General features: G+C 57.3%; 27 protein-coding genes. 11 read left to right on the top strand and 16 right to left on the bottom strand.

Annotated elements, in window-relative coordinates; genetic code table 11:
- Positions 1–14: 14 nt before the first annotated feature.
- The 11 genes from hypE to HDF16_RS22595 are packed head-to-tail and all read right to left on the bottom strand — an operon-like array spanning position 15 to position 11,438.
- Entirely contained in the window at positions 15–1,055 is a 1,041-nt protein-coding gene (gene hypE, locus HDF16_RS22645; RefSeq protein WP_184221931.1) for a hydrogenase expression/formation protein HypE, read from the bottom strand.
- The gene (gene hypD / locus HDF16_RS22640) at positions 1,018–2,145 is read right to left on the bottom strand and encodes a hydrogenase formation protein HypD (protein WP_184221929.1); all 1,128 of its coding nucleotides are present in this window, start codon (positions 2,143–2,145) and stop codon (positions 1,018–1,020) included. The genes hypE and hypD overlap by 38 nt, the downstream gene beginning before the upstream one ends.
- Positions 2,142–2,399 carry a HypC/HybG/HupF family hydrogenase formation chaperone gene (locus tag HDF16_RS22635; protein ID WP_184221928.1) on the bottom strand — a complete coding sequence of 86 codons (258 nt, stop codon included), beginning with the start codon at positions 2,397–2,399 and terminating at the stop codon, positions 2,142–2,144. The genes hypD and HDF16_RS22635 overlap by 4 nt, the downstream gene beginning before the upstream one ends.
- Positions 2,390–4,633, bottom strand: coding sequence for a carbamoyltransferase HypF (gene hypF, locus HDF16_RS22630; protein WP_184222050.1), 2,244 nt, complete (start codon positions 4,631–4,633; stop codon positions 2,390–2,392). Before hypF ends, HDF16_RS22635 begins: the two co-directional genes overlap by 10 nt.
- Before the next feature lie 39 nt (positions 4,634–4,672).
- The gene (gene hypB, locus HDF16_RS22625) at positions 4,673–5,386 is read right to left on the bottom strand and encodes a hydrogenase nickel incorporation protein HypB (RefSeq protein WP_184221926.1); all 714 of its coding nucleotides are present in this window, start codon (positions 5,384–5,386) and stop codon (positions 4,673–4,675) included.
- Positions 5,317–5,745, bottom strand: coding sequence for a hydrogenase maturation nickel metallochaperone HypA (hypA, locus tag HDF16_RS22620; protein ID WP_184221924.1), 429 nt, complete (start codon positions 5,743–5,745; stop codon positions 5,317–5,319). Before hypA ends, hypB begins: the two co-directional genes overlap by 70 nt.
- A gap of 12 nt (positions 5,746–5,757) precedes the next feature.
- Complete coding sequence (locus tag HDF16_RS22615; RefSeq protein WP_184221922.1) at positions 5,758–6,330, bottom strand: hydrogenase maturation protease; 573 nt, start codon at positions 6,328–6,330, stop codon at positions 5,758–5,760.
- A complete protein-coding gene (locus HDF16_RS22610; RefSeq protein ID WP_184221920.1) occupies positions 6,327–8,024 on the bottom strand; it encodes a nickel-dependent hydrogenase large subunit in 1,698 nt (565 codons plus the stop codon). The genes HDF16_RS22615 and HDF16_RS22610 overlap by 4 nt, the downstream gene beginning before the upstream one ends.
- A complete protein-coding gene (nrfD, locus tag HDF16_RS22605; RefSeq protein WP_184221918.1) occupies positions 8,024–9,337 on the bottom strand; it encodes an NrfD/PsrC family molybdoenzyme membrane anchor subunit in 1,314 nt (437 codons plus the stop codon). Before nrfD ends, HDF16_RS22610 begins: the two co-directional genes overlap by 1 nt.
- Positions 9,334–10,278, bottom strand: a complete 945-nt coding sequence (gene hybA, locus HDF16_RS22600; protein ID WP_184221916.1) for a hydrogenase 2 operon protein HybA — start codon at positions 10,276–10,278, stop codon at positions 9,334–9,336. The genes nrfD and hybA overlap by 4 nt, the downstream gene beginning before the upstream one ends.
- Positions 10,275–11,438: a hydrogenase small subunit gene (locus HDF16_RS22595; RefSeq protein ID WP_184221914.1), complete on the bottom strand. Its 1,164-nt coding sequence runs from the start codon at positions 11,436–11,438 to the stop codon at positions 10,275–10,277. Before HDF16_RS22595 ends, hybA begins: the two co-directional genes overlap by 4 nt.
- Before the next feature lie 312 nt (positions 11,439–11,750).
- Here HDF16_RS22595 and HDF16_RS22590 point away from each other — a divergent pair, with 312 nt between their 5' ends.
- Both HDF16_RS22590 and HDF16_RS22585 read left to right on the top strand, forming a co-directional pair.
- A complete protein-coding gene (locus tag HDF16_RS22590; protein ID WP_184221912.1) occupies positions 11,751–12,068 on the top strand; it encodes a c-type cytochrome in 318 nt (105 codons plus the stop codon).
- Between the two features lie 10 nt (positions 12,069–12,078).
- Positions 12,079–13,509: a NapC/NirT family cytochrome c gene (locus HDF16_RS22585; RefSeq protein WP_184221910.1), complete on the top strand. Its 1,431-nt coding sequence runs from the start codon at positions 12,079–12,081 to the stop codon at positions 13,507–13,509.
- Between the two features lie 40 nt (positions 13,510–13,549).
- Here the strand turns inward: HDF16_RS22585 and HDF16_RS22580 are convergent, their stop codons facing one another.
- Positions 13,550–15,169: an oleate hydratase gene (locus HDF16_RS22580; RefSeq protein ID WP_184221908.1), complete on the bottom strand. Its 1,620-nt coding sequence runs from the start codon at positions 15,167–15,169 to the stop codon at positions 13,550–13,552.
- A 174-nt stretch (positions 15,170–15,343) separates the two neighbouring features.
- Here HDF16_RS22580 and HDF16_RS22575 point away from each other — a divergent pair, with 174 nt between their 5' ends.
- Positions 15,344–16,027: a hypothetical protein gene (locus tag HDF16_RS22575; protein WP_184221906.1), complete on the top strand. Its 684-nt coding sequence runs from the start codon at positions 15,344–15,346 to the stop codon at positions 16,025–16,027.
- Positions 16,028–16,045: 18 nt separating this feature from the next.
- Here HDF16_RS22575 and HDF16_RS22570 read toward each other — a convergent pair whose 3' ends face one another.
- Positions 16,046–16,645 carry a response regulator gene (locus HDF16_RS22570; protein WP_184221904.1) on the bottom strand — a complete coding sequence of 200 codons (600 nt, stop codon included), beginning with the start codon at positions 16,643–16,645 and terminating at the stop codon, positions 16,046–16,048.
- A gap of 332 nt (positions 16,646–16,977) precedes the next feature.
- Here HDF16_RS22570 and HDF16_RS22565 point away from each other — a divergent pair, with 332 nt between their 5' ends.
- From HDF16_RS22565 to HDF16_RS22555, 3 genes are all read left to right on the top strand, one after another.
- Entirely contained in the window at positions 16,978–17,505 is a 528-nt protein-coding gene (locus HDF16_RS22565) for a general stress protein (protein WP_184221902.1), read from the top strand.
- Between the two features lie 108 nt (positions 17,506–17,613).
- Positions 17,614–18,066: an STAS/SEC14 domain-containing protein gene (locus HDF16_RS22560; RefSeq protein ID WP_184221900.1), complete on the top strand. Its 453-nt coding sequence runs from the start codon at positions 17,614–17,616 to the stop codon at positions 18,064–18,066.
- A 68-nt stretch (positions 18,067–18,134) separates the two neighbouring features.
- Positions 18,135–18,494 (top strand): carboxypeptidase-like regulatory domain-containing protein, encoded by a 360-nt coding sequence (locus HDF16_RS22555; protein ID WP_184221898.1) that lies wholly within the window; start codon positions 18,135–18,137, stop codon positions 18,492–18,494.
- Between the two features lie 21 nt (positions 18,495–18,515).
- On the opposite strand, the gene HDF16_RS22550 is transcribed toward HDF16_RS22555, so the two are convergent.
- Complete coding sequence (locus tag HDF16_RS22550; protein WP_184221896.1) at positions 18,516–19,028, bottom strand: DCC1-like thiol-disulfide oxidoreductase family protein; 513 nt, start codon at positions 19,026–19,028, stop codon at positions 18,516–18,518.
- Positions 19,025–19,375 carry a thioredoxin family protein gene (locus HDF16_RS22545; protein ID WP_184221894.1) on the bottom strand — a complete coding sequence of 117 codons (351 nt, stop codon included), beginning with the start codon at positions 19,373–19,375 and terminating at the stop codon, positions 19,025–19,027. The genes HDF16_RS22550 and HDF16_RS22545 overlap by 4 nt, the downstream gene beginning before the upstream one ends.
- A gap of 400 nt (positions 19,376–19,775) precedes the next feature.
- Here HDF16_RS22545 and HDF16_RS22540 point away from each other — a divergent pair, with 400 nt between their 5' ends.
- The gene (locus HDF16_RS22540) at positions 19,776–20,582 is read left to right on the top strand and encodes a nitroreductase family protein (RefSeq protein ID WP_221313026.1); all 807 of its coding nucleotides are present in this window, start codon (positions 19,776–19,778) and stop codon (positions 20,580–20,582) included.
- Between the two features lie 51 nt (positions 20,583–20,633).
- On the opposite strand, the gene HDF16_RS22535 is transcribed toward HDF16_RS22540, so the two are convergent.
- Positions 20,634–21,377 (bottom strand): Crp/Fnr family transcriptional regulator, encoded by a 744-nt coding sequence (locus HDF16_RS22535; RefSeq protein WP_184221891.1) that lies wholly within the window; start codon positions 21,375–21,377, stop codon positions 20,634–20,636.
- 228 nt (positions 21,378–21,605) lie between these two features.
- Here HDF16_RS22535 and HDF16_RS22530 point away from each other — a divergent pair, with 228 nt between their 5' ends.
- From HDF16_RS22530 to HDF16_RS22515, 4 genes are all read left to right on the top strand, one after another.
- Positions 21,606–22,718, top strand: coding sequence for a zinc-dependent alcohol dehydrogenase (locus HDF16_RS22530; protein WP_246409718.1), 1,113 nt, complete (start codon positions 21,606–21,608; stop codon positions 22,716–22,718).
- 140 nt (positions 22,719–22,858) lie between these two features.
- Positions 22,859–23,341 (top strand): universal stress protein, encoded by a 483-nt coding sequence (locus HDF16_RS22525; protein WP_184221890.1) that lies wholly within the window; start codon positions 22,859–22,861, stop codon positions 23,339–23,341.
- Between the two features lie 25 nt (positions 23,342–23,366).
- Entirely contained in the window at positions 23,367–24,386 is a 1,020-nt protein-coding gene (locus HDF16_RS22520) for an NAD(P)-dependent oxidoreductase (RefSeq protein WP_184221889.1), read from the top strand.
- A gap of 21 nt (positions 24,387–24,407) precedes the next feature.
- Positions 24,408–25,604 (top strand): VIT1/CCC1 transporter family protein, encoded by a 1,197-nt coding sequence (locus HDF16_RS22515; protein ID WP_184221888.1) that lies wholly within the window; start codon positions 24,408–24,410, stop codon positions 25,602–25,604.
- Positions 25,605–25,622 lie beyond the last annotated feature (18 nt).

Here is a 25,622-nt window from a genome sequence, read left to right as displayed (position 1 = left end):
GCGGCGCTCTTGACTCAGCAGATGCGCGGCAGCTGTTCCCCGGAGAGCATATCGAGCACCCGATTACCTCCGATTCTGCTTCTTACCGTAACGATCCCTGAAGCCCGCTCGTACACTGTTCCGACACGCAAAGCGCCTGCGGAAACAGTTTGCCCCCGCATCACATCAAGCGCACGATCAACATCTTCTTCCGCAACGAACACGGCGAACCTTCCCTCATTCGCGACATATAGGGGGTCGAGCCCCAACATCTCGCACGCTCCGCGAACAACATCCGAGATCGGTACGAGAGCCTCGTCAATCGTGATGCGAACGCCTGCCACGGTCGCGATCTCATTGAGCGCCGACGACAGGCCACCGCGAGTCAGATCGCGCAGGCAATGTACGTCTATCCCGGCCTCAAACAAAGCATTCACCGACGGCCATAAGCACGCTGTATCGCTCAACACCGGGCCCTCAAACTCCAGCCCGTCGCGCACCGAAAGAATCGCGATGCCGTGTGATCCCAGGTCTCCGCTTACGATCAGCGAATCGCCTGCACGAATGCGCTCTGGTCCAATCGACGTGGGCGCGACAACAAGACCGATGCCCGTCGTGTTGATGAAGACTCCGTCACCCTTTCCCTTGTCCACCACCTTCGTGTCGCCCGTAACGATGGGGACATTCGCGACAAGTGCCGCATCGCGCATTGAAGCGACGACGGTCTGAAGTGTTTCCATCGCAAGCCCCTCTTCGAGCACAAACCCCGCACTCAGAGCGACCGCCGTTGCTCCGCACATTGCGAGATCGTTCACCGTGCCATTCACGGCAAGGTCTCCGATCGTCCCTCCAGGAAAAATGAGCGGCTGAACTACATACGTGTCGGTCGTCATCGCAAGCCTCGCACCGCCAGCAGAGAGCAAAGCTCCATCATGGCGCGAGTTCAAAGCCGCATTGGAGAACGCAGGAAGAAAGACATCTTCAATCAACTGGTTCGTCAACCTGCCTCCGCCGCCATGTGCGAGCAGTATCCGGTCTTTAGCTGGCCGCGGCAAGGGACACGAGAGATTGATCATCTTCCTTCCTCCTTCCAAAGTGGAAGTATGCGGCGCAGGCGCCTTCAGAAGACACCATCGGCGCTCCGAGCGGCGAGTCAGGCGTACAGCGCTTCCCGAAAGCGGGGCAATCATAGGGTCTTTGCAGACCCTGCAACACCAGTCCGGCAATGCACTCGCCCGACTCTTCCGCGTCTTCAAGTGCTATGTTGAACCTTAGTTCGGCATCGAAGCTCGCGAAGTTTTCCCGTAACCGCAGCCCGCTTGATGGAATCTCTCCGATCCCACGCCAGGCACGATTCGTCACCTCGAAGACTTCGTTTACACGCTCCTGCGCCGCGCTGTTTCCAGCGCGGCGAACGGCGCGTGTGTACTGGTTCTCCACTTCGAATCGGCCTTCTTCAAGCTGCTTTACGAGTAGCAACACCCCTTGAAGCAGATCGAGCGGCTCGAAGCCTGTGACAACGATAGGTACACGATATCGCGCACTGATCGCCAAATACTCTTCATAACCAGTCACCATGCAGGCATGGCCCGCCGCAAGAAACGCCTGCACCCGGCTGTCAGGCGAGGCAAGCACCGCCTCCATTGCAGGTGGGACGAGGACATGCGAAACCAGCATTGAGAAGTTGGATAGCCCCTCCCTTGATGCCTGCCAGACGGCCATCGCATTCGCCGGTGCCGTTGTCTCGAATCCCACGGCAAAGAACACCACCTCACGATGAGGATTTGATCTCGCCAACTGCAACGCATCAAGTGGCGAGTAAACGATGCGCACGTCCGCACCCAGCGCCTTCACATCGAGCAGGCTCTGCGTCGATCCAGGAACTCGCAGCATATCGCCAAACGAGCACAGAATGACCTTCGACAGCATCGCCGTCGCGATTGCACGATCGATCATTGCGATGGGGGTTACGCAGACCGGACATCCGGGACCATGAACAAGCGTGATCTGTTCAGGCAGCAACTCCTGCAACCCCGTCTTCACGATCGTATAAGTCTGTCCCCCGCAGACCTCCATGAGAGTCCACGGGCGAGTCGCAACTCGGCGAATCTCCCCCGCCATTCTTTGAACTGACGCGTAGTCTCTGTATTCGTCGAGATACTTCACGTTCGAACCTCCTGCAACTCTTCGAGCAGGTCAAGCTCCCGCAAGGCATCGAAGACGCGGCCGGCCTCTGCCTCATCCACGACCGACAGCGCAAACCCCACATGCACCATCACGTAGTCGCCTACTCGCGCCTCCGGCGTGTAGTCCAGGCATACCTCTTTCCGTATGCCTCCGAAGTTCACCTTGCCCGTACGCAGACCGAAGAACGGTTCGGCGACGATGCTGACGATCTTTCCCGGCACCGCTAGACACATGAGGCAACTCCTTCGAGGATTCGACTTCCACGGAAAGCTTGTCCCAGCGCGAGCCCCCCGTCATTCGCGGGCACGAGATGATGTGTGAACACCTCGAAACCCTCGGCTTCGAGCAGCATCGATGCGCGGTTGCTCAGGTACGCGTTCTGGAAGACGCCTCCGCTCATCACCACTCTGCGATGGCCAGACTCGCGAACGACTGAGACAGTCCAGTTGGCGAGCGCGTTATGGAACTTGGCTGATATGAGCGCCAGCTCCATGCCGCAGCGCTTGTCCGCCAGCAGCTCTTCGACAAGCGAACTCCAGTCGCCCACTCCATCTCTGTGATTGATCTCGTAGCTCGCATCCGTTCGCATCCGACCCATCGCACCTTCGAGGCACATCGCCGCCTGCCCTTCAAAGAGATTCTCTTCGGCCGCTCCTGAGAGGTAAGCGATCCCATCGAAGAGTCGTCCAACACTGGAGGTTTGCGGCGAATTCACTCCACTCTCCAGTAGCGCCAGCGATCCCGCACCATTCTCCTCTGAAAAGTGCGCGTGCCCGGTCCCATAGATCTCCCACAGCAGGCTTGCCGCCGAGCGCGAACAGTCGCGCATCGCGGCCTCTCCGCCCGGCAGTGAGAAGGGCCGGAGATGAGCGATGCGATCGAAGCCATCTTGATGGACATGGAAGAACTCGCCGCCCCAGATCGTCCCATCCTCACCGAGACCTGAGCCATCCCACGCAACACCAAGGTAGTCACCGCTCACTCGATTCTCTGCGGCACAGGCGGCCAGGTGCGCATGATGATGCTGTACCTGCACAAGAGCAATTCCAAGCTGTCCCGCACGCCTCTGCGCCCAGATCGTCGAAGCATAGTCTGGATGAAGATCGCAAACGATTGCCTGCGGCTCAAAGCGATAGAGCCTGCAAAGGTCATCAATAACACTCTGAAACGCATCTCGCGTCTCGAGCGAATCGAGATCGCCGATATGTTGACTGAGAAATACCTGCCTCCCGATCGCAATGGCGACTGTGTTCTTGAGATGCCCACCCACGGCAAGCACAGGCCTAAGTTCATCCGTAACGGAGAGTGGCAGAGGAGCGTAGCCGCGCGCGCGGCGAAGCATCTGAGAGCGATTACCTTGCCTGCTGGGAAGCACACGAACGACAGAGTCATCGCACGTTCTTTCGATCGGACGGTCGTGCACAAGGAAAAGATCGGCGATACCGCTCAGCCGAGCGAGGGCTTCTTCATTGTGGATAGCGATGGGCTCCCCGGAGCGATTGCCGCTGGTCGCTACAACCGGAAACGGATACTCCCGCATCAGCAGATGTTGCAACGGCGAGCTTGGAAGCATGACGCCAAGACAAGACGATGACTGCGCCACCTCAGGAGCAAAGTCATTGTCAGAGCTTGGTCGCAGCAGAACAATCGGGGACGCCCCTGATAGCAACAGCTCTTCTTCAGCCGCGTTGAGATCGCAATGACGCCGGACGTATTCGATCGAAGGCATCATCATCGCGAAAGGCTTGTAGTCGCGATGCTTGCGTTCGCGAAGCCGCCTCACTGCCACGGAGTCTCGCGCATCCAACATCAGATGGAATCCGCCAATTCCCTTCACCGCGACGATCTTGCCCTCTGCTAATGCACGGGCAACGTGCGCGAAAGGATCTTCCTTGGTCTCTGGAACCACTCGAAGCCTCGGCCCGCAGTCAGCGCAAGCATTCGGCTGCGCGTGAAACCGCCGGTCGCCGTGTGACTCGTATTCGCGCCGACACGACCTGCAAAGCTCGAAGTTCCGCATCGTCGTGTTCGGTCGGTCGTATGGGATGCCAATCAGAATTGAGTAGCGAGGGCCGCAGAGTGTGCAGTTCGTGAAGGCATAAAGATGGCGGCGATTCGTCGGATCGAAGATCTCGGCCAAACACTCTTCGCAAGTCGCAAGGTCCGGCAGCACGGCCGCGCTCTTTGCACCCGTCTTTTCCTGGGAATCGTCGCTCGGAAGAATCTCGAAGCCGCTCGCCCCCGAGGGTGCCACACGAACCATCTCTTCAACTCCTACGACTGCGGCCCGCGGCCGTTCCGTTCTGAGTTCAGTCACAAATTGCTGAATAAAATCTGACGCGCCTTCGACTTCAATCTCCAGGCCCGCCGACGTGTTTCTTACCCAGCCGCCGAGTCGCAGTCTCGTCGCCAGACGGTAGACCGTCGGGCGAAATCCCACTCCTTGCACCGCTCCGTGAAGCGTCATACGAAGGCGTTCCGTTCGGACAGCGACGGTGACCGGCACTTACGCCCCCACCAATACACTCGCCTGTCGCGCGGCAACAGCATGCTGCAGCCACTCGGTCCATTCATCAAGGCCAACGCCACTCTTGCATGAGAGCTTGAAGATGGTCGCGGTCGGATTGACGCTCCTGATATTGGCTTCGAGCTCTACCAGATCGACATCGGACGCCGCCGCCAGATCAATCTTGTTGATCAACACCACGGCCGCTTTATGAAACATCACAGGATACTTCCTGGGTTTCTCCGCCCCCTCAGCCACGCTGCACACAACCACGCGCAGGCCCTCTCCAAGGTCGAAGGAGGCGGGACATATCAGGTTGCCAACGTTTTCAATCACTAGAAGGTCAAGCTCATCAACGGGGAAAACTGTGAGCGCCCGCGCCACCATGCGCGCATCAAGATGGCAAACGGTGCCGGTCGTGATCTGATGCGAGCGCACTCCGAGCGCCTGAATGCGCTGCGCATCGAGATCGGTCTGCAGGTCGCCTTCAATTACAGCCAAGCGGCAGCGTCCCCTGAGCGACTTGATCGTAGCTTCAAGCAGCGTCGTCTTCCCGGCGCCAGGAGCAGACATGAGATTGATCACCAACAACCCATGGTCCTCGAACATCTGGCGATTCTCCGCCGCAGTCTGTTGATTCGCATTCAGGACGTTGGTCTGGACCGAGATTCGCTCTGTTGTCCTTGCGGCAATTCCTTCTGTGATAGCTTCCATTTGATCCACTCCTCTTCTGTTTCAACCTCGATGTACTCGATTTGCAGCTCCTCACCAGTGAGGATCTCCATGGGAAAGCCGCACACGGTGCAGATCAGGCATATCCCGACGACAGGCTGCGTGGCCCTATCACAGACCGCGCAGCGAACAAGGATAGACACCGTCTCAATTTCAAGCACCGCATCTTCGGCAAGTGTCCCTTGCCGCGCAATCTCGAACGCAAACTCCAGCGCCTCCCGAACGATCGTTGTGAACTCGCCAAGCCGCAGCTTGATGAGCTGAATCGACCGGGCATTCTGCGCGCGCGCCTGTTCTTCGGCGATTTCGAGGATGCTTTCGGCAATTGAGATCTCGTGCATTCTTCGCCGCTCTCATACTGCTGTGATCGATGGAGGCTCAGTGAGAGGGAACCACCACAGGTTCGGTTTCCGGGCCTGCACCCGTTTGAAGCACGCTATTCCTCGATCTCGCAGCAATTGTGCGATGCTCGCCGAGGCCTCATAGGCAATCTCTACGATTCGTTCGCTGATTCCTTCAGCGAATGTGCAGGATTCAGGCGTCACTCCAAGCACGATCAGCTCAGCGGGTGCTCGACCTGCTAGCCGAAGGTGTGCAAGTGACTCCCACAGCCCCGGGTCATGCCCGGTGATGCGAAGCTTCGCACGGCTTGAAACGAAGTCCTCTTCACGAAAGAAAGAGATCGTGCCCGGAGCCATTGCCGAGTGAACAGCATCGACAATCACCACCAGTTCTTTGCCATAGAGATACGGCGCAAGATCCAGTCCCGGGGTTCCAAGGTCGATCACTTCGACACTTTCACTGCAGGCATACGAGCATCGGAATGTCTCGATCACGAGCGGCCCAAAGCCGTCGTCACCAAGGAAGACATTCCCCAGTCCGATCACCGAGATCGAGCACTGCGCATCCACTCCAAAGCTCGTCATTGGACCTTCACCTGTGCAATCTCTTCGCCGCTTGCATCGAGCGTGTGGCAGGAACAAGCCATGCAAGGGTCGAACGAGTGCACCGTCCGCAACACTTCAAGCGGCTTCTCCGCATCCACCACAGGATTACCGATGAGCGACGTTTCGTATGGACCCGGTACACCTTTATCGTCGCGGGGGCTTGCGTTCCATGTCGTCGGTACAACTGCCTGATAATTCGTGAAGGCCCCGTTCTCAATTACTACCCAATGCGACAGCGCCCCACGCGGAGCCTCGTGCATGCCCATACCCATAACCTCGCCCTTAGGAAAAGTAGGCACGTTATAAGTCGTGTCGTCGCCATCCAGGATGTTGGTCTTCAACAGGTTTAGGTGGTCAAGCGCAAGATCGGCCAGCATCGATGAGCGAATGGACCGCGCAAGATATCGTCCCATCGTCGATTGCATATCGTTGGGTGTGACCTTCAAGCCATGCACCGATTCAATCTGCGTGAATGCGCTGTCGGTCCATTTGCGCGTCGACGGGTGTCCCTGCGCATACCCAACCAGTATGTTCGCCAGCGGCCCGACCTGCATCGGGCTGCCATCGTAGCGCGGAGCCTTCACCCACGTGTACTTCGCATCTTCCTTGAAGTCCGTGTAATCAGGAATGGTCTCGCCCTTATAAGGCTGCAATCGCCCGCCGCCCTGATACCACGCATGGGTTGAGTCCTCAGTCACAGCCTTGCGAAACGCATCATCCTTCCAATCCTTGATGGGCCGCACGGACGCCAGATCGCCATTCATGATCACGCCGCCCGGGAGGTCGAACTTGGTGGCCTTCGCATCCAGCGGCAGATCAGGCACCGCCAGATAGTTGACGACGCCCCGGCCATACTTGAACCACTCCGGATAGGAGGCGGCCAGCAGGCAGTTATCGACAAGGAAGACCTGTTGCACAAAAGGAATCAGGTCTTCGAGAATCGCCTGCAGCATTCCGAGCCGATCCATGTTCAACGTCGCCAGGCTATTCAGATTGACCGCGTTCATCACCCCGCCCACGGCGAGGTTTTGAATGTGCGGCGTCTTCCCGCCAAGGATCGCGACCACCTGGCAAGACTTCCTCTGAAACTCCAGCGCCTGAAGATAGTGAGAGAACATAATCAGGTTCAACTCTGGGCTAAGTCGCATCGCCGGATGTCCCCAGTAGCCATGCGAAAAGATTCCCAGTTGGCCGCTTGCGACGAGGCCTTTCACCTTGTTCTGCACCGCTTCAAGTTCTTTGCGCGAGTTGCCGGACCAACTGCTCGATCCCTCCGCAATCGAGGCCGCCTTGGCCGCATCCGCCTTCGGGATCGACATAATGTCTACCCAGTCGAGCGCCGACAGATGATAGAAGTGCACGATGTGGTCGTGGAGTGCATGGCAGATCAGGATCAGGTTGCGGATGTACTGTGCGTTTGGCGGTATATCGAGTGCCAGTGCATCTTCAACCGCGCGAACTGAAGCGATCGCATGGACCGTTGTACATACGCCGCAGAATCGCTGCGCGAAGACCCAGCCCTCGCGCGCATCGCGGCCGCGTAGGATCGCCTCAAGCCCACGCCACATCGTGCAGCTTGCCCATGCCTTGTTGACAACGCCGCCTTCCACTTCCACATCGATGCGCAGATGGCCTTCGATGCGGGTTACGGGATCAATCGTGATACGGGCCATCAGGCGCCTCTTTCTAAAATGACCGACGGTGCATACGCTGCGCCGGCTGCCTTATGCGGCCATCCGAATGGCCGGAATGTGTGGTCCCATGTGCTCGCTTCGCCCGGCAGAACAGCAAAGTAATTGATGGCGAGGATGAACCCCACCATTCCCACCGCAATCCATCCTGCCGCGATGAAGAGCTCAGGGGCGGATGGGAAATAACGCGTGCTATGCGGCGGCATGTAGGCGATAGAAGTTGGAATAAACCGATACGCCGTACCCCCCACACAGGCGAGCGCTGCCATGTTCAGTAGCGAACGCGGGGTCTCGCGTACACGCCGAAAACGAAGCGCTACCGCAGGTGTGAGAATCAATGCGCTCTCGAAGAGGAAGATTAGGCTCATGCCGTTGAGTGCAAACGCAGTGTGGAGCTCGCCTCTCATCGTGAGATCGACCAACCGCACCGCAAGGAACGCCACGCACACGCCCGACAAAAGATTCGCAAGCTCGTTCAGGACATCCGCGTCGAGCGCTCTTCCATAACGAAGGCACACGATGAGCAGAAGAAAGATCGTAAACGCGAACCCGCACAGACCGGCTGCGATGAGGTAAAGCAGCGGCATCGCTGGCGACTGCCATATTGGATTGATCTTCGTTCCCGCCAGCAAGAGCAGACCTCCCAACGAGGACTGATGCATCAACGGAATAACGTAGGCCCCGATGATCAGGAATGGGTAAGCCTTGCGGATCATCGGCGAGAAGTGACGAAGAAACGCTCGTGCCTTATCGTTCCCCGTGTAATAGAGCCGCTCCAGGAACAATGGCAGAATCTCGAACGACAAAAAGACAAAGCAATACAGCGGCATGCAGATGGAGATCTCGAGCATCGCCGACTCGCTGTTCCATCGCCAAGGCAGGATGGCGCTATAGAAGTTCCATGGGCGACCGATGTCGAAGCCAAGTGCGACCAGCCCGGTGGCGTAGAACAGAAAGCCGGACACCAGCGCCGTGCGCATCACGACATGAAGATTCTGCCGATTGAAGACCCACGCTGCGATTCCCAATGCCAGTGGCCCGGATCCCAGCGCGGTCAACGTCATCACGTTGAAGGTCTTCCAGATGCCCCACGCATAAGCGTCGTTCATGCCGGAGAATGGCCCGAGCGGTGAGAAGAAGCGAAGGGCGGCCAATCCAAGGCCCAGCGCGGATACCCCCAAAAGGAAGAACACAAACGGCGTAAGAATGGGGCCATGGGTCACTGGCACACCGGACTGCCAGTGATTGATGAGCGTCGTGCCGCGCTTGTCGGATGTGGGTTGCGTGCTCGTCATAGCTGGTCTGGGAATCCTGATTGCTTCTCATGTTCGAGGCGCTCCAGCTCATGGCGGTTCCAGTTGCGCCGGATGAAGAAGCCAAGTACGCCTGACACCGCGATAGGCCCTGAAAGCCACTTATAGATGTGAGAAGTCACCTTCGTTGCATAGTGCCCTATCGAAGTTGTCCCAAGCTTTGGCAGCCCAATCTTCTGGAAAGATACGCTCGACAGATACAACACCTGTGTTCCACCGGCCTCATGCTCACCATAGACGCGTTCTTCAAAGTATTTGCCCGGCGCGGTTGCGATGCGATCCTTGGCCTTGGCAAGCAGGTCGACCCGCTTGCCAAAGATCACCGCGCCAGTCGGACACGCAGCCGTGCATGCAGGTTCCAGGTCCTTCTTCAGCCGCTGGTCGTAGCAGAACTCGCACTTGACGATCTGCGGATTCCAACTCTTCCATTCGAACTGCGGCACCTCAAAGGGACAAGCCACCTCGCAATATCTGCACCCGATACAAAGCGAGCTATTCCACGTCACAGCGCCCCAGTCGCTCTTCTTCAGCGATCCGAACGGACAACCGGTCACACACGCCGGGTCGAGACAGTGCATGCACTGCTTCTTCACAAACGCGAACTCATCGGACTTCGGGTCTTGATAGAGCTCAATGATGTTCTTCGTCTGAGCGTTCAGCCCGGTCGGCATGTCCCATATCCCGCCCGAAAGCAGGGTATCTGCGGGTAGACCATTCGCCTCGTTACACGCCGGCATACACGCCTTGCATCCCGTGCACACCGTGCTGTCATAGAGCATCGCAATTGCGTCCGCCGGTGCAACTGGATGCGCCGGATGCTCTTCCTCGGCCGCTGCTGTCTTCGGCAGCAATCCCGTTGCCACGGTTCCGCCGAGCCCTACCATCACCTTAAACGCCTGCCGCCGGCTGAGTGCGACGCTCATAGTTGTGGCCGGTCGGAATCGGATGATTCCGGTTTGCTCTTGTTGTCCGGCACCACCGAGCCCGGAACACTCTCGTCGTCTTCAGCCCTCGAAAACTTCCGTGACGCAATATATCCCGCGCCAGCCGCGGCCCCCACAGCAATTCCCACAAGCCCCGTCGCAAGCGGACTGATCGTACTGTACGTCGTACTGATCGGCGCAAAGGCGGTCGGCGGTGCGGCAATCGTATGCAGTTGCACCACCTGGAACATTGGCACTTTGAACGCAACCGCCTTCTCCGTGCATCCGATACAAGGTGCCCCAATCCCAATCGGCCATACATCGGGGATTTCGTTGAAGTGCCTGGTCGAACACCCGGCATGCGTGTCCGGCCCCTTGCATCCCATCTCGTAGAGACACCAGCCTTCGCGATGGCCCTCGTCGCCATACTGCTTTACAAAGTTGCCTGCATCGAAATGCGCTCTTTTAGGGCAATGTTCGTGAATGTCACGGTCAAACGCAAACTTCGGCCGGCGCTGCTCATCCGTCTCCGGGAAAGTTCCATCCGCTGCATACTGAAGCACAACTCCGAGCATCGTGTAGGGGTTCGGCGGGCATCCGGGGATATTGATAATGGACTTATCAGGCATAAGATCCGCGACACCCACGGCTCCCGTCGGGTCAGGATCGGCCGAGGGAATTCCACCCCACGAAGCGCAGGAGCCGATCGCGATAATTGCCGCAGCCTTGCCTCCTACATCGGCAAGCACGTCCATCGCGGGCCGTCCCGCGATCTTCATATAGATCCCGTGGTCCTTCGTCGGAATCGATCCCTCGACCACAAGGATAAACTTGCCCGCATACCGCTTCACCGCTTCATCCAGCGCCTGCCGCGCCTGCAATCCCGAGCCTGCCATCAGCGTCTCGTGATATTCAAGCGAGATCACATTCAGGATGAGATCGGCAAACCCCGGCGCGGACGTCTGCAGCATCGACTCCGTGCATCCCGTGCAGTCCTGAAAGTGCAGCCAGATAATCGGCGGTCGCAGTACCTTGTCCAATCCGGCGGCAACCTCTTCAGGCGTCTTCTTGTCCGTGATCGCCAGGCCATACGGTGCCGCCACCATCAGGCTCGTGCAGAACACAAGGAAGGATCGGCGGCTGATGCCGCACTGCAACATCCGTTCGTCGATTGTTCCAAGAGCTTTCGCGAGAACGATAAGGCCACCGGACTTTCCTGTTCGCGGTTGATCGTGACTCCGCAGATCGCGGGAATGTGCCCAGCTTATTGCAACCTACAGCCCCGCGACTGTTCCCGATTGCTCACCCCATCTTCCGCGCAATGGACACGATTATCCCCGCAACACATCGCGTGAGCACAACGGCACAGTCCTGCGTACCGTCGCAAGGCCATACTCATTCGAAGCGTTGGAAGTATGAGTGCGATCGCAAGCGGCTGCTCCACAACCGCAAAAATAGAAGAGGGATTGTCCATGAGCAACTCGTTCGTACGTATCGTCCTGGCAGTCGGAGTCTCCTGCATCGCCTTCCCCACGCACGCTCAAAGCGGAGCCGACACGTACAAGGCCAAGTGCCAGATGTGCCACGCCGCCGATGGCTCAGGTTCTACTCCCGCGGGCAAAGCGATGAAGGCACTCCCTCTCAACTCCCCAGACCTTATCAAAGCTTCAGATGCCGACCTGATCGCCGCTACCACAAACGGCAAAGGGAAGATGCCTGCTTATAAGACAAAGCTGACGGCAGCCCAAATCCAGGAAACCGTCACCTACATCCGGACACTACAGAAATAACGAGGTCAGGATGGCGGACGAAGGCTCCTTCCGTAAAGAGTGGCTTCGCCCATTCTTCTTCTACGGAAATAACTGGATAAGCCTCCTCGGGGGCGCCATCACCACGGCGTCGGCCATGGTGCTCGTGGGCTTCTGGATTGTCAGCATCTTTGGGCATGGCGGGTCGTCCAATCCTTACCTCGGCATCATCTTTGAGCTCATCCTTCCAGGCGTCTTTGTTGCTGGCCTTGTTACCATCCTCATTGGAATCCTGACCCGCCGCAGCTATCTCGTCGCCACAGATCAAGTCCCGTCGTTCTTTCCTGAGATCAGCATCCATGATCCCATCTTCCGGCATGGTCTCGACTTCGTCGTAATCGCCACACTGATCAACTTCGTCATCGTAGGCACAGCTTGTTATCGCGGTGTCGCCTACATGGATACGGTCTCCTTTTGCGGGACAACCTGCCACGTCATGCTGCCGGAGAACACCGCGTATCACATCTCCTCGCACGCTGGCGTCGCCTGTACGCAGTGCCACGTCGCGCCCGGTACCGCTGGTTATATCCATGCCAAGGTAAACGGCACAAAGCAGCTGCTTGAGGTCGTCTTCCATAACTACCCCGCGCCCATCATGGCGGCTAACAAGCTACCGGCAGCATCCACCACATGCCTCGGATGTCACGACCCCGCAAGCTCCATCGGAGACAAGTTGCGGATCTCCTCTGCCTATGCGGACGATGAAGCGAACTCGCCTACTTCATCACTCACCATGCTCCATGTCGGCGGCAAAGACTCTTTCGGCCGTCTCAGCGGAATTCATGGCGCACACATGGGCAAGATCGAATACATCTCCACGGACTCCAGCAACCAGACCATCTCCTGGGTAGGCAAAACAGAGAGCGACGGTTCACTTACTGAATTTACCTCCGGCGATCCGAAAGCAGCAGCTACCGGCCAGAGACGCACGATGGACTGTATCGATTGCCACAACACTGTCGGCCACGCATTCACTACGCCGGAAGATGCGCTGAACAAAGACATGGCTCTGGGCAGTCCGGCGGTCACTCTGCCGTTCGTCCATAAGGAGGGGCTAGCGCTCCTGAAAGAGAACTACGGCTCGCCCGAGCTGGCCCAGGCGAAGATCACTGCCAAACTCATCACCTTCTATCGATCGCAGTATCCCGCTGTATGGAACTCGCAGCAGTCACAGGTCAATGCCGCGGCAAAGACCTTGGTGAAGATCTATAACTCGAATATCTTCCCCGATATGAAGGTTGGCTGGGGAACCCATCCCAATAACATAGGCCACACCAACTCTCCCGGCTGCTTTCGCTGTCACGATGGGAGCCACAACGCCGGGAACGCGAAAACCATCACCAACGATTGTTCCGCCTGCCACAATCTACTCGTATCGGGAGAACTGCACCCCAAGCTGCTAAGCGACCTGGGATTACAGTAACGGTTGGCCTCCCCACAAGGTTAGCGGCGTAACTGCATAATTACGAAGCTGCGGCGGGGTGCATCGAGGCTTCCTTGTGCAGCGCCCTGAATGCGTCAAGCAGAATCCGAGGATGATGACTTCCCTTATAAACGGCTGGGGGAGTCCTATTCACACCCAGCAACTCGTACACTGCGGTTTGCGCCGAGCGAACCGAATACTCCACGGTGAACACTACGTCTTCGGGCATCTCACAAAATTGTCCCAGAAATGCCAAATTGTGAGACCGCTCGGGAATGATCTGTGGACGGTCTCCGGCAGACCTCGGCAAGAACTGGCTGGTGATGAAAGGCATCATGCACGGAATACAAATGCAGGACTTAAGGATCGCTTCGGCTTTGGTCTGCAAGCGCAGATGGCCGAGAATCTCGGACATGATCTCCTCCCCGCTGCACTGCGACATCGGCTTGCCTACGAAATTCCCCGGCGTGTCGACCTGCAGACCATATCCCCAGAACACGGTGACGTTCTCTGGCTGCCCGATGAAGTGAGGCTGATGCGGCAAGACAATGGACGCGAGCCAATTTGACTCGGGAAACGTGATCAGGCCACCCTCGCCGGGCGCATTTCCCGTAAGATCTCGAACCGCTTCAAAGAACGTCGGCTCAAGCAAAGTCGTCGTGAAAGAAATCCACTTCGATCCGGAGATGTCTTCACAGAAGTTCGCAGGATGTCCAAAGACGGTCCCCTGGCCGGCGATAGCCTCCCATAAGCTCCAGGCTCCGCCATCCGGCTTCGCCTTCAAGACCGGAGCAAGCGTCATTGAGCCCAGAGTGGAACCTTCCGTCATAGAACCAAGGGTCACCATCACAAAGTCTGCGTCGGAGACTTGGATCGTATGCGCGTGTGCCCCGGTGCGGCAACGGATTCCTTCCGCCCAGAAGCCCTCAGCACTGTGTTCAAGGTCCAGATTTGTTACCTGCGTATTGAGAACAAATTGGACTCCCCGCTCCACCAGCCACCTGTGTAGCGGTCGAACCAGCGAATCGTATTGATTGAAGACGGTCCGCATGATGCCGCCGAGCGTGTTAAATCCCGAGACCATGTGCGTGAATCGCACCAGGTAGCGCTTGAACTCGACCGCACTATGCCAGCGCTGAAATGCAAACGTCGTACACCACATAAACCAGAAGTCTGTCTCGAAGAACTCCGCATCGAAGTGGTCGGAGATAGCAGTCCGCCCAAGCCGCGACTCTGGCTCTAGTTCCAGCCATTCGATTGTGAGAATCTGCTTCTCGCTCAAGCCAAATAGGGGGGCTTCGACGGCCTTCCCGTCGCGAAACAGGCGCGATCTCGACGCGGTCTTCAGTATCTCGTTCCAGGCAAATATCTCTTCGGTGACCGATTGGCTGTTGTCGAGCGTCGGAATTGATGAAAAGAGATCAAAGGTGCACAGGTACTTACTCTCAAGCATGCGTCCGCCGCGCATCACGTAACCGGTCTCCGCACTTCCATTGGCGTCGAGACTCCCACCGATGTTGACGGACTCCTCAAGGATCGTGATGGCATGTCCCTTCACTCCCGCATCGCGAATCAAAAAAGCCGCGGCTGCCATGGACGCAATCCCTGCGCCGACCAGATAAACCTTTGTGTCTGCTTGAACTCTTCGCTTCAGCTTCATCGGATGCTCCCTGCCTTCAATTCCTTCTAAAGCTTCGCAGGACTAAGGGTGATGATCTGGTCCTTTCTGCACACCATAGAAAGGCCTTGGAGCCTTCGTGCGAACAGCCGATCCTGAAGGCCGGATGAGCAAGGCGATACAGCCTAAAAACCTGGCGGCTGCCAAGCTGGAACTATGAGCACCCACCTCCGCCACGATCTCAATCTCCTTCTCACAACTCTTCTGACAGGCAAGCTTCCCCGAAGTCTCAGCTGGGCCGACACTCTGGCACTGATCGGTCACATCGGCGAAGTTCAGCCTCACGGTCATGATGAATCTGTCTTTATCGTCCGCTCACAACGTGCGTTCTTCAAGCACCCTCACACCCACGATCTCGGCGTTGAAGAAGTCGCTCGTCTGCGAAAGTTCCTCCGCGACGCCGGTCCGGAGCTTCCAGCCAGCGCTCCATCTCAGCCCTGCAGGATGGTCGTGGTCATTGATCACCATGGAGCCCACATCTACAAGGACGTTGATGGTAAGGTCCCAGAATCAGAGCACACCGGCCGCCCCTACGATCCGTTCGGCTTCCACCATCACCTGATCCACAAGAAGGAAGCCAACTACAAAGGCGAGCGTGTCCCGGAAGACAAGACCTTCTACGAAGAGATCGCTCAAGACCTTCTGCCCGCCAACGAGATCGTTCTCATCGGACACGGCACCGGCAAGAGCAGCGCAGTAGATCACCTGGCGGAATATCTCAAGGCAAACCACCACGATATCTCGCGTCATATCATCGCCATAGAAACGGCCGACCTGTCGGCCCTGACCCTGCCCGAGATCGAAGCCATCGCGAAGCAGCACATGATCGCAGTCGTTTAACTGAGCATGGCCGAAGCTCTAAGCGACGGCCTGCTCGGAGACGATCTCAAACTGAACCTTGCTCGCACAGAAATCGCAATCCGCTTCGTTCAAACCTTTGCCCGCTTGCGCCACCGGGAAGGTACGCAGGCACTCAGAGCACGTCACAGCGAGCAACTCTCTACCGTTCTTCGCCCAGACTGCGGCCTTCTTCGGCCAATTTGCGGCAGGGCGCGTAGGAAGTTCGGTCAACAGATCACTTATCTTCTCGAAGAGAGCCGCAGGGTTATAACTGCCCTTCGCGAAGAACGCATCTGCCAAAACACTCTCCGGCACCGAGACGCCAGAGAACTCTCCGGAGATGACGATGACCGGCACGGTGGGGAATCTCTGCCGAACCACCGACAGGAACTCAAAACCATTCATGTTCGGCATTTGCAGGTCGGAGATGATCATGTCCGGCAGCGCGTTCCTGAGAGCCGCTAGCCCTTCAAACCCATCCTCCGCGCAATGCACCTCGTAGCCTTGCGACTCCAGGATGCTTTTACCGAGAAGGCGCAGGCTCACTTCGTCGTCAACGATCAGGACGCGGTGTCGAAATGCTCGTTCAGGCACCCACGCCGCCCTTCCGAGCTTCATTAGATTCCGAAGTCCAAACGATCGCCGAGGGCCGAAGCTTCGCGATCAATGCTGAGGCATCACTGGGACGCGTAAGCTGCGACAAGTACACTCCCCCAAGAGCAGCGATTAGACACTTCAGCATCTGCAGCACGCAATCACCTCGATTAGAAGCATGCCCCAGCAGCCGCGCGACCGTCTGTGCACTTAAGCACACAGCAAGTTTCCGAATTGCTTCCGCATGAGCCCTAAAGCTCTACATCTCCGCAGACGCAAGACCATACTCCAGTTAGGCCTCGCGGAGACAATCCCGTCAATTGCGACGCTCCGTTTTATGGACATAGGAGAAACAAATGTCGACGGTAAATTCAATAGTCGCCGTGTACAGCACGCACGCGCAAGCTGAGGCTGCAATCAAGGAACTCCAGGAAGCTGGTGTCGATATGAAGAGCCTTTCGATCGCGGCGAAGGACACCCACACCGACGAACACGTCGTTGGCTACTACAACGCGGGCGACCGGATGAAGTACTGGGGCAAGATGGGCGCATTCTGGGGCGGCTTTTGGGGACTGCTCTTCGGATCGGCCATGTTCGCTATCCCCGGCATCGGTCCCATCCTCGTCGCTGGCCCACTCGTCGCCTGGATCGTAGCTGGCCTCGAAGGTGCAGTCGTCGTGGGAGGAGCCAGTGCCATCGGCGCTGGCCTCGTCAGCATCGGCATTCCTAAGGACAGTGTCGTCGAATACGAGGTCGCCCTCAAGACCGACAAGTTTCTCCTAATCGTCCACGGCTCACCCGACCAGGTAAGCCACGCCAAGGCGATCATCGAAGGCACCCAGCACACCTCCTATACGGTGCATGGCGAAACCGTCCTCGCTTAACACTCGACCGAACGGGCTGGAGCTTCTCGTTACTCGAACTCCAGCCCAAGAGGGCATCTGCTCGTCCCACAAGTTTCCAGCGCATCATCCGCACCGCTCGGAGAAACCATGATTGAACACCTGCAAGAATCGAGAGGTCCGGCCTTCGGATTCGCAGTCCGCGGGAAATTGACGGCAGAGGATACGACCGGTCTCCTCGCTAAGCTGGACACCATGATCGGCGACTACAAAAAACCAATCGGCGTCCTCGCCGACCTCACCCGGATGGAAGGCGCGGACTGGACTGCCCGCTGGAACGAGATGCGCTTCCTGGAGCGGCACACAAGTCAAATTGCGCGGCTCGCCATCGTCGGTGCCTACAATTGGGAAGAGATCGCCAGCATGGTCCTCGTTGCAACCGCCGCACTTCAAGCTCAGACACGTTACTACCAGTCCTCCGAACTCTCCCACGCATGGCATTGGGTAAAGATGCTCAAGCACGATGAAGAGACACCGGTTCGTATCATGTACCCTGGGCACGGACTCTTTCAGGACTACACCCCTGAATACATGGGAATCTGAATCCTCCGAATGCGGAAGCCACAAGCACGCGACAATGCACCATCTAAGGTCAGGTGTAACGGGGCATCATGATCAATCGACACCGTCGCAATCGCAACCTGACCGCCTTCGGCCTTCTCGCATTCCTGTCTCTCTGGTCTGTCGTTGCCGTAGGCCAGTTCAGAACACGGGACATCTCCGGAACGGTGACCGATCACCAGCACGAACCGCTCAAAGGGGCAGTTGTCGAGGTGGAAAATTGCGTGTCGCTCGGAGTGGTCTCCTACATCACGGGTCGCGACGGAAGATACAGCTTCAAGCGTCTGGACGGCGATATCGACTATCGCGTGTGGGTCAGCTTCCGTGGGCACAAGTCCAGGGTCAGGCAACTGAGTAAGTTCGACGAATATAAGCCAAAGATCATCGACTTCGTTGTCGATCTACACTGATCGAACATCGCCTGCTTCTACCTACATACTATGTCCCATAGCGACAGCGGTGTGATTCTTGGGCATAACACGGCCTTTGATACGCTGAGCGATCCAATGAAAAGGATGGAGCCACGGCGGAGGAATTCCACAGCTCTCGCAACCAAGTAGCGGTCGCAGATCCGCCAGCACCATGTAGGCGACATTCAGGATAGCCTGAAAGGGCCTCTTCTCGAAGACACGTACATCGAAGCTACGCGCCAGCCACCTCGTGCTCGGCAGTCTGCGCAGCGTCTCGGCCACGGCCTCTCCGTTCGTTCTCATCGATCCGTCGGGCATCAGGAGATGAATATTTGCATAGGCATCCCATATGTCGAGCTGAGGATTCAGCGCACGCAGAGCGAGTGGGTCGTTGCCGATCGGCCGAATGATGAGAGGAGACCCTCCCGCCTGCCGCTTCGCGGATTGAGTGACCCAGCGTGCAATCACCCGGCATACCGCACATTCATCGTTGAATAAGAGAATGGGCTTGCTCAGGTCTTCCCGGATTGTCACGCTAATTCCTCGAACGGGCGAGTCACTGCATCCCACAGGACCTTCACCGATGGATCGGGTCCAACCGCTCGCCCGACCTCTTCTCCGTTGAGAAGCATCACAAGCGTCGGAGTACCTTCAATCTGGTAGCGTTTCGCAAGCTCCTGGTCGACCGCAATGTTCACCCTAAACACGGCCTCCTGCGAGCCTAGCGTTTCAGCCACCTCCTGCAGCACGGGCTCGAGCAAGCGGCAGTGCTCGCAACCGTAGGACATGAACTCGACGGCCACAGGGCCAGACCGCGTTCCTACCAGCGCATCGAACGTCTCGCCTGTTACCGGTCTTACAAAGTCAGTTGCCACCGTCATACGAACTCCCTCTTGAACGTAAACTTTCGATGGGACGATCAAAATCAGCGACACGAGTCGTCCGCCATGTATCCAGCAAAAGATTCGCTGCGACCAGCGTCCCTTCCAGTTGGGTAAGCGACAATCCGCTCAAACCGTGAGCGCGATTCTCTGAAACCAATTCAGTCATGCTGCCTGTCATACGTTTACCTCGAAGCTGGGAAAGGCAAATCAGGAGGGGCTAGTTGGCGGCTCTCCAAACCTTCTGCCACTAGTCTCTTCGTCCGGCTAGGTCTGCGCTGAGCAATCGTGCTCAATCTGAGATGAGCCATAGAGACCTACTCTTCCGAGCGGGACATGGCATGCTCTAGCTTAGGGATGGGCGATCAACTCAGCTCCAGCGGCCCATGAAAGGCTCATTGTGAAAACAGAATCGAATCCCACCGTGAACGATCAAGCTGCAATTGTGGATGCGTATGACCCGCTCTTGGCTCTCATCCGAAAGCGGCATTCGAGTAGAGGCGAGTTCAATCCTGATCGCAGCATCTCGAAACCGATCCTGGCTCGGATACTGGAAGCTGCACGATGGGCACCCACGCCAAACAACATGCAGAACTTCCAGATTGTAGTTGTGGATGACCCAAAGACCCTGACGCTCATCGGGGCGCTTTCAGCCGAGATGTCCGAGGCTTATCTCAAGGAAAACTACGCCTTGTTATCGGCAAGCGAAGCTGAGTTGCGCGTCAGAAAAATTGGCACGCTGGCAGGAATCTATCCCCGCGCATGGGTCGATCCCGAAGCCTGGAATCCCACTTCGGACTATAGGTCGCAGCTTACATATCTGGGGAAGACGTTGCTGCAACCCAAGGTCTTGTTTGTCGTGCTTTACGACTCAAGTTCGCGGGCTCCCGGTTCAGAGGGCGATACCCTAGGCTTCATGGGGCTCGGGTGCGTCATGGAAAATATGTGGTTGACTGCGGAATCGCTCGGTCTCGGCATGCATATACTCACTGTCTTTGCTGACAGCCCGGTGGAAGCGGAGGTGCGACGAGTCCTCAAGATAGAGCCACAAATGAAGATTGCGTTTGCCTGTGGCTTGGGCTACCCCGCCTATCCAACCGTCGAAGATTTGCGCGTCAGACGAGACTTGGACGACTTTGTGCATGACAACGCGTTCCGCCAACAGAACGTTTCTTGGAGCCTCGAGTTGAACAAGAGCCTGGAATGAGAAACGGAACATCAGTGGAGGGAATCGTTATCCGCGAGCAACGGCTACATCTCAAGCGACCTTCGCTCGTTTCTTCTTCTCTGCGGCCGTGGGTGCAGGATCGAGAAGGACCGGTCGTTTTGAGTTTTGATCCGGCAGCTTATCGTGCAGCACAACGTTCAAAAGAGACTTATGGACGTGAATCCGTCCGTTGTACGTGATGTATCCCATTTTTCGAAACCGATTCATGAACTTGCTTACTCGGGATCGCGTCGTCCCAATCATCTCCGCAAGAGCCTCTTGCGTTACCGGGGGAATCAGGGTCTGCGGAACTCCAGAGTCACCAAACTGCGCCATCAACAAAAGCGTCCGAGCTAAACGCTTTTCGCTGTTATTGAAGAGCTGGTCGACCAGATCTTCTTGTGTTCGGATGGCCCTGGTAAGGACGAACTTGAGAAACATGTCAGAGAATTCGTGCTCATGGTGCAGCAGCTGAACCATCTCATCCCGGTCAAGCTTTAGAGCGACGCAAGGCGTGATTGCCATAGCGGTCGCCGCATGGAAGCCAGCTGCTCCTGCGAGTGATTCTTCGCCTATAAAGTCGTGGGCCACCATCAGGGAGACAGTTGCCTCCTTACCCCGCTTTGAGACCACAATGAGCTTCGCTCTTCCCGACTCCAGGTAAAAAATGGCGTTCGCGTCATCTCCCTGGGAGTAGAAAACGTGGCCTGCCAGGACGCGCACCGTCTTATGTGTCAGGGCAGCGGCTGACATATATCGTGCCGGATTGAACTTCACGTGCTTGGTTCCTGGCATTCCATCCCCCATTCATGGTGATCTTCGACCACCTCAATCGCTGCGAGAGAAGTCAGAGCATACCCCCACGGTAATCTATCGGTCGGGATCCAGACTGTGTCGTTTTGCTCACACAGTGAGTATGCGCTCAACGAGGGTGAATGTGACTTTGCGGGTAGCACCCCCCACGAGCAATGGGGCTCTACTTCCGTCTGCTGCCGGGCCCACAATGTGCAGTGAGGAACTAACATGCCAATGCCCATCAATGGAACTGTTCTCGAACATCCCTCAGCGTCTCGCCCGAACGACATCTCTTCCACCACCCGCATCCCCAAGCCGAAGCAGATGCAGGCCGCTGTCGTTGAAATGTTCGGCAAGCCTCTTGTCTTACGCGAATGGGACATTCCCACACCCGGAGTTGGTCAGATCGTTGTCAAGACGGAGGCCTGCGGAGTCTGTCACACCGACCTCCACGCCGCCAACGGCGACTGGCCCCTGAAGCCGAAGCCGCCGTTCATCCCGGGTCATGAGGCCATCGGAATCGTCTCCGCTATCGGCAGCGGCGTCACTCTCGTCAAGGAAGGCGATCGTGTCGGTGTGCCCTGGCTCTACTCCGCCTGCGGTCATTGCGAGTACTGCCTCAGCGCATGGGAGACCGTCTGCCCAGATGCGCTCTTCGGCGGGTACTCCGTCAATGGCGGCTTCGCCGAATACATCCTTGCCGATCCCAACTACGTCGCTCACATCCCGAAGGGCATCTCACCCACAGAGGCAGCGCCATTGATCTGTGCCGGCGTCACCACCTACAAAGGCATCAAGGAGACTCAAGCGAAGCCGGGACAATGGCTCGCTGTCTCGGGTTGCGGAGGCCTTGGTCATCTCGCCATCCAATACGCGAAGGCAATGGGTCTCCTCGTGTGTGCGGTAGACATCGACGATCGCAAGTTGGCCTTGGCAAAGAAGCTCGGCGCTGATCTCACCTTCAATGCGAAGACCAGTGATCCAGCCGTGGAACTCAAACGAGAAACCGGCGGCGGAGCTCACGGTGTTCTCATCACTGCTCCCTCGCTGGTCGCGTTCAAGCAGGGCATCGCCATGACGCGCAAACGCGGCACCTGTGCGCTCGTTGGCCTGCCTCCGGGCGACTTTCCCGTCCCACTCTTCGATGTCGTCGCAAACTGCATTTCCATCCGCGGTTCTTTCGTAGGGACGCGCGCCGACATGGCCGAAGCCCTCGACTTTGCCGTCAAAGGCAAGGTGAAGGCGGATATCGAGCTGCAGCCTCTCTCAGAGATCAACAACGTCTTCAAACGCCTGGAGCACGGAGACGTACCTGCACGGGTCGTCCTTCAATTCAGTTAGCAGGCCCTGCAGTGGCGGATGTTGGAGATGAGTGCCGCTGCTTCAACATCCGCTACCTTCCTGAGCAATCGGGCACAGCCTCTCAACGAGCAGGTAGCGGATGATTGAGGGGCTGAGCCTCTTTGCCAGCAAGGAGCATCATGCCAATAGCCGGAGCGCGCTTCAACCCAACGAAGATCCTGGTCCCAACCGACTTCAGCATTTCGTCCCTTGCAGCTTTGGCAGCGGCTACGGATCTGGCGCTCCTCTTCCACGCCGAAGTTCTGTTGCTGCATGTCATGCCGGTCCTGCCGATCGTGAGTGGAGATGATCTCCCAACGCCGTTTCCGGAGCGCCAGGAGTTCCTTCGGGTCGCCGAAGAAGAGGCGCAGGAGACATTGACACAATGGGTTTCTGATTTATCAGGCAGAGGTATTGAGGCAAGCTTAAAAGTCACGGTCTCCAATGACGTTGTGGATAAGGTGATCTCAACGATCGAACAGCAAGGGATCAACATGTTGGTGCTCTCTACACACGGCATGTCAGGCTGGCGTCCCATGGTATTCGGGTCGATCGCGGAGAAGTTGATCAAGCTGGCAGGGTGCCCGGTCCTCTTACTTCGAAGCGCGGCAACTCCAGCCTAAGAACTTGTCAGGAAAGAAGAACTCCATGAAAATAGCATTTCTCCACACCAGAAATGAATTCACCACTGAGCTGTTTCGAGAGTTGAAGACCGCGCTCAACGATCATGAGCTCGTCTCCTGGGAAGCCGGAAGCCCCGCGCCGGCAGACGATATCGAGATCCTGTTATCAAGTGGAGAGGTGGGCAGGGAGCATCTCCTGCACCAGCCCAAACTTGCTCTTATTCAAACCACAAGCACGGGATACGAGACTGTAGACATCGACACCGCAACTGAGTTGGGCATATGGGTTTCCTATGCTCCATCTGACCTGACCGGCAATGCGACCTCCGTAGCCGAATTCGCGGTTCTTCTCATTCTTGGTGCGTCGAGAAGTCTTGGAGAGATCCTCAGATCCGAAGGCGATTCCCAGATAAAACCGCGCACTCCCCGTGCCTTGAACGGTAAGACCGTTTGCATCGTCGGCCTGGGCAGCATTGGCATCCAGATCATTGATCGCCTCCGTCCCTTCGGCGTTCTGTTCCTAGCAACGGACGAGCATCCCGAAAAAGCTCCGGCCGATGTCGTAGCCTTCAGGGCCGAGCAGCTTCACACTGCCGTCGCCGATGCCGATTACGTGGTCGTCTGCGCCCGCGCTTCCAAGGAAAACGTCAACCTTATCGATGCGAAGACCATCAAGGAGATGAAACGTGGCGCGATGTTGATCAATATCGCCCGCGGCACATTGGTTGACGAGAAAGAGTTAGCCACAGCTCTGAAATCAGGACATCTATCCGCCGTAGGCCTTGATGTTCTCAAAGACGAACCGCTGACCCTCGCGAATCCGCTCATGAGCTTCCCGCAAGCTCTGATCACGCCTCATATCGCGGCCTTCACAGATCTCATGCTGGCCGGAACCGTCACCTATGTTGACGGTGTGATTCGAGGACTGTCAGCTGGCAGGTTGCCCGCTTCGCTCCTAAACCGGCCAGCCAAGCCCAAGCATCGGTTTGACTCGAATGAAGGAAGCATCGCGACCGTGAAGAATTACTCTCAAGCGATCACGTGACCGCTAACCCTTCGAGGTCGCATGACCGAGCATGACGCGCCCCCGGCTCTGCTTGCCATCTTGCAATCCAATTGGCAGTCGGAGATGGAAGATCACACCACCTACAAGGCGCTCGCCCTGGCCGAGCTCGATGCGAGACGGCGCAATGTGATGCGGGGTTTGGCGTCGGCGGAGAAACATCATGCCCATCTCTGGGCCGCTGAGATCGCCGTTCTCGGTGGACCCAAGCCGCTCTATGTAGGCATGGAAAGCGGGCGCGCAATTGTTTTCTCCGGCCCAGCGGGCGGGGTTGATGCCGAGCTCCATCAGCTTCGAATCAAGGAACGAAGCGAGATTGAGCGGTACGATGCGCAGCGCCTACTTCTAACCACCTCGTCCAGTCAAAAGATCTTGCGAGAAGTGATCGCCGACGAAAACGAACACTACAAGATACTCAGCGCGCTTATCCGCGCACGGCCACCTCTGCCCGCAATGGATGATTCACACGCGAGGGCCGCGCTCGCCGCTCTCCTGGCTGCGCGCAGAAAGCAGCATCCACAAGTCGCGGGTTGGACGAATGAAGCCATATACGCAGCTCACGATGGTCTCGGTTCTATCTTCGGTATCGTCTCCGGCGTAGCTGGAGCCACATTCGGACAAAGCCGATATGTCCTCATAGCGGGTCTCGCAGGGATGATGGGCAGTGCTCTATCCACCGGGACCGGAGCGTATCTTACGGCGAAGAGTGAGCGGGAAATCTACGACGCCGTGATCGCGCGAGAGCGCAGGGCTGTGGACTTCGACGAATCGGAGTCGCGCGAAGTCCTTGCGCTCAGCCTCCAGGTACGGGGCCTGCCGGAAGACGTCGCGGGCAGGTTGTCGCACCTGCTGGCCGAAAACAAAGAAAGCTTCGTGAAAGCTCTCGCACGTACCGGGGCAAACCTCTCAGAGGAAAACCTCAAGAATCCATGGATTGCGGCTCTCACAGGTTTTGCCGCAACCGCGATCGGCGCCTTCGTCCCAATGATTCCATTCTTCTTTGTGTCTGGCATCTGGGCGATCGTTATCGCGGCCATCGTCTCTCTCTCTGCTCACTTTGCGATCGGATCAGCGAGATCACTCATGACCATCCGACCATGGTGGCGATCCGGACTCGAATTGACCGCCTTTGGAGCCCTGGAAGGTGCTACTACGTTCTCTATTGGAATGGCGTTGGGGCACATGATCGGCACGCGCTGATACCTCTTAGGCGATCAT

The organism is Granulicella aggregans (assembly GCF_014203275.1).
GTDB lineage: Bacteria > Acidobacteriota > Terriglobia > Terriglobales > Acidobacteriaceae > Edaphobacter.
Note: the sequence above shows the minus strand (reverse complement) of the source record. Positions and strands in the feature narration are given on the sequence as shown.